This is a genomic window from Leeuwenhoekiella sp. A16 (genome assembly GCF_047946675.1).
Lineage (GTDB): Bacteria > Bacteroidota > Bacteroidia > Flavobacteriales > Flavobacteriaceae > Leeuwenhoekiella.
Window position 1 is genome coordinate 1,361,171 of the sequence record NZ_CP172313.1, and the last position, 12,721, is coordinate 1,373,891.

The 12,721-nt window shown below is 38.9% G+C and carries 7 protein-coding genes; all 7 read left to right on the plus strand.

Going from position 1 to position 12,721, the window contains the following annotated elements; all coding sequences use genetic code 11:
• The first annotated feature begins 263 nt into the window (after positions 1–263).
• The 7 genes from ACH3O9_RS05790 (at position 264) to ACH3O9_RS05820 (ending at position 12,713) form a co-directional block, all read left to right on the plus strand.
• The gene (locus tag ACH3O9_RS05790) at positions 264–566 is read left to right on the plus strand and encodes a hypothetical protein (RefSeq protein ID WP_416445197.1); all 303 of its coding nucleotides are present in this window, start codon (positions 264–266) and stop codon (positions 564–566) included.
• Positions 563–2,122: a PepSY-associated TM helix domain-containing protein gene (locus tag ACH3O9_RS05795; protein ID WP_416445199.1), complete on the plus strand. Its 1,560-nt coding sequence runs from the start codon at positions 563–565 to the stop codon at positions 2,120–2,122. The genes ACH3O9_RS05790 and ACH3O9_RS05795 overlap by 4 nt, the downstream gene beginning before the upstream one ends.
• A gap of 76 nt (positions 2,123–2,198) precedes the next feature.
• On the plus strand, positions 2,199–4,958 hold the full coding sequence (locus ACH3O9_RS05800; protein ID WP_416445201.1) for a LuxR C-terminal-related transcriptional regulator: 2,760 nt from the start codon (positions 2,199–2,201) through the stop codon (positions 4,956–4,958).
• A gap of 223 nt (positions 4,959–5,181) precedes the next feature.
• Positions 5,182–8,289 (plus strand): SusC/RagA family TonB-linked outer membrane protein, encoded by a 3,108-nt coding sequence (locus ACH3O9_RS05805; RefSeq protein WP_416445203.1) that lies wholly within the window; start codon positions 5,182–5,184, stop codon positions 8,287–8,289.
• A gap of 17 nt (positions 8,290–8,306) precedes the next feature.
• Positions 8,307–9,728: a RagB/SusD family nutrient uptake outer membrane protein gene (locus ACH3O9_RS05810; RefSeq protein ID WP_416445205.1), complete on the plus strand. Its 1,422-nt coding sequence runs from the start codon at positions 8,307–8,309 to the stop codon at positions 9,726–9,728.
• A 24-nt stretch (positions 9,729–9,752) separates the two neighbouring features.
• Positions 9,753–11,117 carry a glucoamylase family protein gene (locus ACH3O9_RS05815; RefSeq protein WP_416445207.1) on the plus strand — a complete coding sequence of 455 codons (1,365 nt, stop codon included), beginning with the start codon at positions 9,753–9,755 and terminating at the stop codon, positions 11,115–11,117.
• 201 nt (positions 11,118–11,318) lie between these two features.
• On the plus strand, positions 11,319–12,713 hold the full coding sequence (locus ACH3O9_RS05820; RefSeq protein WP_416445209.1) for a glucoamylase family protein: 1,395 nt from the start codon (positions 11,319–11,321) through the stop codon (positions 12,711–12,713).
• Positions 12,714–12,721: the final 8 nt, after the last annotated feature.

The window sequence follows — 12,721 nt, forward strand, 5'->3', positions numbered from 1 at the left end:
ATTAACAAGTAGCGCGTTTCCCGAAAATCGGCTCAGGAAGCATAAAAATCTGACTAAAATAGTCGGATTTTTACTGTTATTTGGTGGGTTTTTGATTCAAATTTCCGCTTATGGTTATGCATCTGGTATACTCACAGCTCTTGTAGTATTAATGCTTGCCGGGAGTTTATGCATTCTTCTTGTACCGCTAAAAATATTTAATACAATATTCATTACCATAATAATGCTCACTGCCTTTTTAATTGAACTTTTTGTGCTTTAATATGCCGGCAAACAAAAAATACCTTACAAACTCAAATACACAGCGTTTTGCGAAAATAAGCGCTGGTATTTTAGGTGGCTACCTGGTGACAATTGCTCTTCATCTGGCATTAGCAACGTGGCTGCCCAGACCTGAAGTTTTAATCACATCAACCTACAGCGGCTTCATCATGTGGGTCGTACTCATGATCTTACCCTTTCTCGCAAAAAATGGCTGGAAGGTTTGGGGCATTTATATACTTCTGCTTTTTGCTTTCGCATTAGCTATCTACTTTGGCAAATCACTTAACCCGCTATCTCAATGAACAACAGAGATTATAATGTTCTTTTTAATCTGCATACGGTAAGTGGTATTGTTATAAGCGTAGGACTATTTGTAATCTTTTTTGCTGGCTCTTTCTCCTTTTTTAGAGATGAAATAGTGAATTGGGAACGCAATGAAGCTACTGCTAATAGTCAGGGGATGCACATTGATTTTGATGAAGCTCTTGATAGTATTCAGAAAAATTATAACCTGAATGGGCGCGATATACAAATTTCTAAAACTTTTGATGAGCGCAGAGTAAATGTTTCACTAGGCGCTTCTAAAGATACTTTAGCAACAGAAGAAAATAAGGCGGGCGCCTACTTCTATCTCGACCCACTCACTTACAAAAGCTATTCATATATAAAGTCGTACACGTTAGGTGAATTTTTATATCGCCTTCACTTTTTTGCACAGATCTACTATCCTGTAGGTTATTACCTTTCTGGTTTTGTAGCGTTGTGCTTCTTATTTGCTATTGTCACAGGAGTTCTTGTGCATTGGGACAAGATTGTGTCTAATTTTTATGTTTTTCGCCCCTGGGCTAAATTAAAAACCTTATGGACTGATGCGCATACCGGCTTAGGCATGATAGGCTTGCCATTTCAGTTTGTATATGCCGTTACCGGCGCTTTCTTTATGCTACAGATTTTACTTGTGGCGCCAAGTGTTTTTACAATTTATGATGGTGATCAGGCTCAATTATATGAAGATCTTGAATTTACAGACAAGCCTGTTGCTTTTAAAAATAACCCTCTTGAAAGCAATTTCAGTATAAATGAACTCGTCTCTAAAACGAAAGAAAAATGGAATGGCTTTGAAGTTAGTGAAGTTCATATTTTTAACTATGGTGACAAAAATATGCATGTAGCTGTTGAAGGCGCTTTGGGTTATGATAACCAACTCACAGCACCGGGTAAAGCTGTTTATAAGATCTCACCGCAACTGCTTGTTTTTGAAAAAGATCCTTTTAAACAGGCATCTTATCTCGATCAGGCTAAGAATTTGCTCTATCGCCTGCATTACGGCGATTACGGTGGCTATTTATTAAAAATAGCCTCGTTTATATTGGGAATAATTTCCTGTCTTGTGATAGTTAGCGGAGTCATGATCTGGCTCGTGGCAAGAGATAAAAAGAATATGCCTGAGAAAAAAAGGAAATTCAACAATGCGGTAGTGCGTATTTATCTGGCAATATGTTTAAGTATGTTTCCGGTAACGGCTCTTGCCTTTATTGCCGTGAAAATTTATCCTAACGAAGGGCAGTCTTTTATTTACAGCTTCTACTTTATTAGCTGGCTACTATTCTCAACCTTTCTCTTTTTAAAGAAAAACCTGCGGTTTATGACCCGTTTTTGCCTGATTTTAGGCGGTATTTTAGCGATTTTTATTCCATTATTAGATGGTTTTGTAAGCGGAAACTGGGTCTGGAGCATATTATTAAAACCGGAAAGCAATTTATACGTGGTTGATTTGTTATGGTTATTAATTGCCATTACATCTTTATTCGCCGCGTATAAAAGTGCCAAGATGAATACAGCCAAAAACTTTCTTTGATGCTCGTTTTAGAAATATGAACATGTAAGGCGTTATTTTTACACATTCTATATTTTTAAAGTTGAAATTCATCGTTGTGAAAGAGATTCTTCAAATAAGATTATTTGCCCCGTTAATCACCGCTCTCCTTTTATGGGGAATAACTTCTGCACAGGAATTAATCCCCCCTGTTCTTAATTATAATACAAAAACGTACAATGCCGCCAGCCAGAACTGGGGGTTGAGCAGTGACGAGAGAGGTTTTATTTATGTTGCCAATAATGAAGGGCTGCTGCGTTATGACGGTCAACGCTGGACTAAATTTCAATTACCTAATAAAACCATAATTCGTTCTGTTTTTTATCACCAGGGAAAAATCTACACAGGTTCTTATGAAGAGTTTGGGTACTGGGAAAATGATGAATTTGGTTCTTTAAAATACACATCGCTCACCCACCTTATTAAAGATACTTTTGATAATGAAGAATTCTGGCAGATAGCTGCATCTCCTCAAGGTATAATTTTTAGATCCTTCGGTAAGATTTATCTCTATAAAGATGATTCTATACAAGCTTACAAACCTTCTTTTTTAATTGCTTCGCTTCTGGTAACAGAAAATGAGATATTATTAGGAAGCAGCGATGGGCGGCTCTTCCGCTTCAGCGATTCAAATTTCACACCGCTCACTAAAGAACCCATTGCTTCTGGCGATGCAATTAATACGTTGGCTCTGCTCAAAGACACTGTACTTGTAGGCACAAAACTTAGCGGAGTTTTCAAATTACAGGAGAATAAATTAATGCGCTGGGGAAGTGACGCTCTTCATGAATTCCTGCTAAAAAACGAGCTAAACAAGGTCAAAATCTTCCATAATCAGGTGGTTTTTGGCACTATAAAGGGAGGTATTATTACAACTAACGCTCAGGGCGAAATTCTAAAAAACTTTCACCGCGGTAATGGTTTGCAGAACAATACCGTTCTCGCTCTTGAAGTACAGGCAAAAACCCTCTGGATAGGCCTCGATAACGGCCTGGATGCAATAGATCTTGATGCTGCCATTTCATACTATCGCGATAAAAGTGGTGAGCTGGGTGCTGTTTATGATGTCGCTTCTTATCAGCATAAAATTTATCTTGGAACTAATACCGGTATTCATTTTTTAAAGGATAATGAGCAGTTTTTTATAGAGGGATCACAGGGGCAGGTCTGGAATTTCTCGCAGATAGGTGAGCAGCTTTATGGCAACCACAACCGCGGCATATTTAAAATAGCAAATGATAAGATATTTCCGGTTTCAGAACGTACAGGTAGCTATCGCCTGGATAAAATTCCCAATACCAGCGATCTGTATATCAATTCAACTTATAACGGTTTAAGTCTTTACAAGAAGCTGAGAGATAATTCACTTAATTATCTACAAACTTTTGAGGCACCCAACACGCCAACAGATAAAGTGGTTTTTCAGGATGACGAGACTGCCTGGGCATCGCATCCTTATAAAGGATTTTTTAAGTTGACTCTTGATCCTGCAACCGGAGAAGTTAAGAATTTGAAGGTTTATAAGAATGATTCCCTCTTTACCGCATACAAGACCTCAATACATAAGATACGTAATGAAATATGCTTTTATAACGCCGGTAATTGGTTTCGCTACAACACAATAAATGATGAAATAGAACCTTTTAACGAACTAAAAAATTACTCAAGTTACAGTCTTGTAAGCGATGAGGATGATTTTTATTGGTTTAAGAACCGCCATGGTAATGGCTTAGTCTATACCAATTTTACCACAGATAGTCTATATGTTTATGAACCCCAAATAGAAAACCGATTAATTAAAGGCTATGATAAGGTGGTCAAGATCAATGACAGCATTAATCTCATAACGCTGTATGAAGGCTTTGCTGCAGTAAACATCAATCAGTTAAAAAGAGAAGCAGCGTCAAATGATTTTCTCGCCCCCATTTTTACCGGTTTTAGTGATGAAAACAGCGATTTTCCCCTTACAGAGAACGATTTTGAAATTTCGCATAAAGCGGCATCCAGCATTCGTATTCTTGTGGCTGCCCCGCAATTAGCCTCTCCCCTATTTTATTACACGTTAAACGGAAGACAAGGTTATGCTTTAAAGGGAAATATTGAATTTCAAAATTTAGCCTCAAGAGATTACGAACTTAAAATATGGGCCTTATCAAATGGTACGCTTAGTAAAGAACCGCTTATATTAAACTTCACAGTAGCACCAGCCTGGTATTACAGTAATCTCATGCTTGGGGTTTATGCATGCCTGCTAATTTTAATAATTATTCTCATCTATGTAGTCAATAGAAGAAAATTGAACAAGCACAGGCAGGAAGTCGAGCAGCGCCTGATTAAAGAACAAGAAAGAAATTTGCAAATAGCAGAACGCAACAAATTACTTAGTGAGATTAACAATAAGCGCAAAGAACTGGCAAACACCACTTATCTGGCTGCAAAACGCAACCGCTCGCTGCTTGAAGTGCAAAAAGAACTCGATGATGTAAAAGATAAATTTGACAATCAATATAAGTTCAAAAATATCCAGACTAAGATAAATCATATGCTTGAAGGGAAGGATAACTGGAAGGTTTTTGAAACTAATTTTAGTGAAATTAATGACGATTTCTTTCACGATCTGCTTCAGAAATATCCATCCTTAAGTACAAAAGATCTTAAACTTTGTGCCTATTTAAAAATGAATTTAACGACAAAAGAGATCGCTCCTTTGATGGCAATTTCGGTTAGAGGAGTAGAAATTCATCGCTACAGACTGCGCAAAAAACTCAATCTAAAATCAGGCAAAAGCTTATCAAAATTTCTAATAAGTAATTATTAATATGCATTACTTCAATGTGTTTTTTAACACATAAATACTACATCAACACTACATCAAGTAAATTTACGAAAACGTTATAATTAAAATTTAAAACTTATAATCACCTGTTTTATAGTTATTTATAAATATTTAACATTTTGATGTAATAGTTATGTACTTCTGATAAGATACTATTGGCCTAATTTTCTTGAAAGTTTCAACATACAATCTAAAAAAACTGCTCATGAAAGTTAAATCATTACTCATCTTTTTACTTTTATTGTCAGGCACCGGGGTTTTTGCCCAGGACACCAAAACAATAACCGGTATTGTTACAGATAGCCGCGATGTTCCTCTTCCGGGAGCCGAGGTTAAAGTGGTAGATAAAGAAAATTACACCGTCACAGATTTTGATGGAAATTTTTCTTTAGAAGTTAGTCAGGGTGAAACTATACGCGTAACCTATTTGGGTTTTCAGGCGTATACCTTTACTATTGACACACAAGACACCTATAACGTTATACTACAAGACGAAGCCTCAGAGCTTGAAGAAGTGGTTGTTATTGGTTATGGTAATCAAAAGCGAAGTGATATCACCGGTGCAGTAGTTTCTGTAGACAGTGAAGACATTACTAAACAACCTGCGCTTACACCTATGCAATCTATACAAGGTAAAGTGGCTGGTGTAAATATTATTGCTAACGACTCTCCAGGTGCCACCCCTACAGTAATGGTGCGTGGTTTAGGTACTGCAGAAGGTGGTCGTGATCCTTTTTATGTTGTAGATGGTCAACCTGTACAAGATATACGCAGCATTAACCCAAATGACATAGAGTCAATTGACTTTCTTAAAGGAGCCAGTTATGCTAACATCTATGGTATTCGTGCTGCTAATGGTGTAATTCTTATTACAACCAAAAAAGGTAAAAAAGGAAAGCCAACATTTAATATTGAGTCTTACTACGGTGTACGAAGTGTTCTTAACAAAGTTGATATGGCTAACGCTTCTCAGTACACGCAATACTTTAATGAAGAAAGCGCCGCTGTAGGAGGTTTTCAACTTCAACCTAATCAACAATTCAATACAGATTGGTTTGACGAGCTGTTACAAATAGGTAACATAAGTAACAATAGTTTCTCAGTCTCGGGAGCTACAGATGCTGTAAATTATTTCTTCAGTTATAACTATTATGAAGAAGAAGGGATTTTAAAAGATAATAAATACAGTCGTGGTACGATACGCAGTAACAACACTTTTCATGTGTTAGATGATAAACTGAGAATTATACCCAATGTAAACATTTCATACACAAATGAGGCACCAAAGCCCTTTGGTTCATTTACAAATGCCTACAGACAATCACCTTTAGTTCCCGTATACTACGATAATGGTCGTTTTGCCCAGTCTTATGTAAATCAAACCACAGGTATTGTAGGCTATCAGGGAGCAGAAGGAGAATCTATTGGTAGATTATATCCTCATGGTAACCCTGTTGCAGATGTTTTCTATCAGGATCAGGACATTAACACCCTTACTTTACAAGGACAGGTAGCAGCAGAATTAGACATTACAGAAGGATTAACATTTACTGGTCGTTTTGGTGCAACCCAGTTCTATTCAGAAAACAAAGAATTTAGTGAGATACGTGAGCGCTGGTTAGATTCAGATCCTCGCAGAACAGTAACTCAATTTGAAGCCGGTCGTGTAGATACAGACGGCGATGGTACTATTTCAACAGAATTTGCTAATAATTCTTATCGCGTTATAAATGCAAATTACTTTAGATGGAACCTTGAAGGGTTTCTTACCTACACGACTTCTGTAGGAGAACACAATATTTCGGCGACAGCCGGAATAAGCCGTGAGAATTTTGGTGGCAGAGAAGAACTCAATGCCCAGGCTTACGATGTATTTCAGGAAAAAAGATTGAGAAACTTAAGCAGAAGAACTTCTTCTTTCTTTGATAATACAGTAAACCAGACTATCAATCAGTCTACAAATCTGCAGTCTTATTTTGGTAGAGTTGAATATGATTACGCTAAAAAATATTTCTTAAGAGCAGTTTTAAGACGTGACGGTACCAGTGATTTTGTAACTGGTGAAAATTACTTTGATAATTTCCCTGCATTTAGTGTGGGCTGGACGTTGACAAAAGAAGAATTTCTTAGCAACAACGAACTACTAACTAATCTTAAACTATTTGGAGGTTGGGGTAAATTAGGTAATGCTAATGTGCCTTTTAACGTACAGCAGGTTGAAACCAATGGCGGTAGCGGAAACCAAAACTACGTCTTTGGTCCTTCGCAAACTCTTATTTACGGTGCCTCTTTTGGTAGCCCGGTAGAGCCTCTTCGTTGGGAAGTGACAGAAGAATGGGAAGCTGGTTTTGACTTCGGTCTTCTTGATAACAAACTTACCGGTACAATTGACTACTACAACAGAAGAAATACCAATGCGATCATCAATGTTAGAAACACATTGAACTCGGCTGCAGAAGGAAACTTTTTAGCTCAGGCAGCAGAAGTATCTAATGTAGGTTTTGAAGGTCTTGTTAACTGGAAAGATAATATAGGTGACAACTTTACTTACAGTATAGGTGTAAACGTATCTACTAACAAAAACACGGTTGAGAATGTAGTTTCCGGATATGACGGTGCAACTGGCGGAAGCTTAGGAAATGGTCAGATCACAAAACGTTTAAAAGAAGGTGAACCTCTTTTCTCATGGTGGATGTATGAAGCTGACGGGGTTTGGCAAAATCAGGATGAAATTGATAACAACGCTTCAATAGGAAATGCAGCTCCGGGTCATTTACGTTATGTAGATCAAAACGGTGACGGTGCAATTGACGACCGCGATAAGAAATACTTTGGCTCTTATATTCCCACGTATAACTATGGTGTAAACATCAATGTGAACTACAAACAATTTGACTTGAGTGTAGCTGGTTTTGGTGTAGGTGGCAACAAGGTTTATAACGGTCTTGCAAATACAAGATTAGGTGGTGAGAATGTAACTCAGGAAACATTTAATAATCGCTGGACGGGTGATGGTTCTACAAACTCAGCACCGGGAGCAAACAGAGATTCTTACGCTTCTTCATATTGGTTAGAAAAAGGAGATTATTTCAGAATCAACAACATGACGCTGGGATATACTTTTAATGAGATCTCATTCTTAAACAGGGCTCGTATGTACTTTACCGTACAGAACCCATTCATGTTTACTAAGTATTCTGGTTTTACGCCAGAGCTTAATCAGGATGGTGATCCTACCAGTACTACTGGTATAGAATTGTCTGCTTACCCTACTACTAAAACATTCATTTTTGGAGTTAACCTTCAATTATAAAATAAAACAGAAATACTATGAAAATTAGAATTAATACTTTGATATATGTACTTCTGGCAACATTTCTGCTAGCCGGATGTGATGACTTTGTAGAAGAGGTTGAAGTTGTGGCTCCTACTGCAGAAGAGAGCGGTGAAGTTTTTACTCCTACGCAGTTTATTACGGGGGTTTATGGGCGTCACACAGATTTCTCTTACGCTTTTGCTTATCTGGGAATCACAGAAATTATTTCAGACAATGCAGATAAGGGGAGCTCGCCTACAGATACAGGTACAGATAAACACTTGCTTGATGGCCTGACTTACACATCTACATCTCCTTCTTTTAGAGATATGTGGACACAGTGGTACAAAACCATTGGCCGGGCAACTCTGGCTATAGAATATACTCAGGATTATGAACCTATTAATGAAGATTTGCGCCAAAGACTTATAGGCGAAGCTAAATTTCTTAGAGCGTTAAATTATTTCTGGCTGGTACGCGGGTTTGGCGATGTTCCTATTCAGGAAGTCAATCTTGTAGACAGAGCTCCTGTTTCAGAAGTGTATGCTTACATTGAGCAGGATCTTATAGATGCAGCTGCTTCTTTACCAGCAAAAGGCGATTACGCTGTTGCAGATATAGGCAGAGCAACTCGTGGTGCGGCGCAAGGACTTTTAGCTAAAGTGTATCTGTACGAGAAAAAATGGCAGCAGGCGGCAGATATGGCTAATGCTGTAATTAATTCTGGTGATTACGCTTTAGAACCTGATTATGCGACTGTATGGAGAGCTTCTACAGAGAATGGACCGGAATCGCTTTTTGAACTTCAAGCTCGAGGCGAAATTATAGCACATGGTATTCAACAGTATTCTCAAACTCAGGGAGCTCGTGGCCCTAGTGGCTGGGGTTGGGGTTTTAACACTCCTTCTGAAGATCTGCTAAATGCTTTTAATGAAGCTGGTGACACTGTAAGAAGAGACGCAACGATCATTTTTGCGGGAGAAACTCTTTTTGACGGCAGAGAAGTTAGTAGCTCTGTTGAGAATCCGCGATACAACGAGAAAGCTTACTCAAGTGCTAATCCAGGTGCAGGAGAAAGCGATAAGAACATACGTATTTTAAGATATGCTGAAATTTTATTAATTGAGGCCGAAGCGCTTAATGAGTTAGGACAATCAGCAGCGGCTCTTGGCCCATTAAATCTTGTAAGAGAGCGTGTTAATCTGCCAGACATTACAACTACAGATCAGGGAGCACTACGCCAAATGATCTGGAATGAACGTCGTCTCGAACTTGCCTTTGAACATGACCGCTGGTTTGATCTTATTAGAACAGGACAAGCAGAATCTGTAATGACGGCTTTAGGTTTACCATTTAGTGAGAAGAACAAACTTTTCCCAATACCTAATGATCAGTTAATTCAAACTCCTGAAATGACTCAAAATCCGGGTTGGTAATCATTCACTGAGCAAAATAAAACTATGCGTATAACAGCAATTGTACTGGCCTTATTAATCATAAGCTGTCAGGATCATAAAAAAAACACCCCTCAAGACCAGGAAACAGCAATAGCCGATGTAAAATCGGCTACTGTTTCTGACGAAGCTCTGCTCGATAGTGTAGAGCGACAGACCTTTAATTATTTCTGGGACGGGGCTAATAAAAATTCTGGTCTTGCCGCAGAGCGTATTCATCTGGATAACATTTACCCATCTAACGATGAAGATGTTGTAACAACAGGCGGCTCAGGTTTTGGGCTTATGGCTATTTTAGCCGGTGTAAAACGAGGTTTTATTACCCGTGAGCAAGCTTTTCAGCGCTATCAAAAAGCAATTTCCTTTCTTGAAAAAGCAGACCGTTTTCATGGGGCATGGCCCCACTGGATGCATGGTGATACTGGTAAAGTGCAGCCTTTTGGTCAAAAAGATGATGGCGGCGATCTTGTAGAAACCGCTTTTCTTATGCAGGGTCTGCTTACAGTTAAAGAATATTTTAAAGATGGAAACGAGCAGGAAAAAGAACTCGCTGCACGCATACAGAAAATGTGGGAAGAAGTAGAATGGGACTGGTATACACACGGCAAAGACGTTTTATACTGGCACTGGTCTCCTAATTATGCCTGGGAAATGAACTTCCCCGTGGGTGGTTATAACGAGTGTCTGGTCATGTATGTTCTGGCTGCAGCTTCTCCTACTCATCCAATTACTAAAGAGGTTTATGAAAAAGGCTGGGCAAGAAATGGCGCTATAGCAAAAGACACTACTTATTATGGCTTGCAAACAGTTCTCGATCATTTTGAACATGATGATGCTCCGGTAGGTCCACTTTTCTGGGCGCATTATTCCTACTTGGGATTAAATCCAAAAGGACTAAAAGATCAATATGCAAATTACTGGAAACTGAATCAAAACCATGCGCTGATCCAGTATAAATATGCGGTTGACAACCCTGAAAATCATGAAGGTTATGGTGAAAACCTCTGGGGCTTAACCTCTAGCTATTCTGTAGATGGTTATGCAGGTCACAGACCTGGTAACGATCTGGGTGTGATTTCGCCAACGGCAGCCCTTTCTTCAATGCCTTATACGCCTAAAGAAAGCATGCAGTTTCTTAAATATCTGTATACTAAACAAGATACATTGATAGGCAAATATGGTCCTTACGATGCTTTTAGTCTCGAAAAAAAATGGGTTTTACCCAGATATCTGGCGATAGATCAAGGACCAATTCCTGTAATGATAGAAAATTACAGAAGCGGAATGCTGTGGGATCTGTTCATGGAAAATAAAGATGTTCAATTAGGTCTCAAAAAGCTAGGTTTTACAAGCCCGTATTTGGACAATTAACTAGAGTTTGAAGATTGTGGTCATGCTGAACTTGTTTCAGCATCTCATCTTATAATCAAGAACCTAGAGGCAAGCCCACGAGGTATGAACCAGAATTATTTTCCTAGTCGAGGCGAGCCTCGGGGAATTAAACCCTCTGGAGGGATTAAAACAACTACAATATGACCCTGAACTAAATTCAGGGTGACGATAACATTAAGAATGAGCAACATAAAACTAAGCATACTGTTTTTGATATTTATCCTGGTTTCTTGTTCTCAAGATTCTTCAGAGCCTGATCCCGTGGTTGAAGAAACACCAACTGAAAATCCGCAGCCTGAAGCGCCAGAAGAAGAAGAAACTATTTCTAACGAAGAGTTGCTTAATCTGACGCAGGAGGAAACCTTTAAATATTTCTGGGATTATGCCCAGGAAGATTCCGGTTGTGCACGAGAGCGCTATTTGCCCGGCAATCCTTCTACAGATGCAAATGTTGTCACCACCGGCGGTACAGGTTTTGGACTCATGGCAATTATTATAGGAATAGAAAGACAGTTTATTTCACGTGCTGAAGGAGTTGCCAAACTTCAAAAAATGATCTCATTCTTAGAAAGTGCAGACCGTTTTTATGGTGCATGGCCACATTGGATTGATGGCAGCACCGGAAATGTTATTCCCTTTAGCACACAAGATAATGGTGGTGATCTGGTAGAAACCGCTTTTCTTGCTCAGGGACTTATTTGTGTTTCCTCCTATTTAAAAACTGGTTCTGATAGCGAAATTGCGCTGGCAAATCTTTCTGATAAATTGGTTGCTGAAATAGAATGGAACTGGTATACCCAGAATCAAAATACGCTGTATTGGCACTGGAGTCCAGATTATAATTTCGACATGAACCTTCAGTTAAAAGGTTACAATGAAACTTTGTTGACCTACATTATTGCTGCTTCTTCGGCCGATTTTGGCATAGAAAAAGCCGTTTTTGATGCCGGTTGGGCAGATAATGGCAATATTATTTCGTCAAATTCAGCTTATGGATTTCCGCTTTTGGTAAAACATCAGGGAGCCGAACAATATGGCGGTCCATTATTCTGGGCGCATTACTCCTATCTCGGTTTAAATCCACATAACCTCAGCGATCAATATGCAGATTACTGGCAGGTGAATGTGAATCACAGCCTGATCAATTACACCTACTGCGTAGAAAATCCGCTTGGTTTTACAGGTTATGGCGAGAATCTCTGGGGTTTAACTGCCAGCTACAGCCGCAACGATGATGGCAGTTTAGGATATTCTGCGCACCGCCCGGGCAATGACCGCGGAGTAATTTCGCCCACGGCAGCTATAAGTTCGTTGCCATACACGCCGGAAGAATCTTTAAAAGCGCTGCATACTTTTTACGAAAACAAAGATATTTTATTAGGCCCCGCCGGCTTTTACGATGCTTACAGTCCGCAATATAACTGGGTGGCAGAAGCTTACTTAGCGATAGATCAAGGACCTGAAATTATAATGATCGAGAATTATCGATCTGGTTTGATTTGGAATTTATTTATGCAGAATGAAAACATACAAAACGGACTCGACAAACTGGGTTTCACTTATGAAACACCCTAACTATTAAA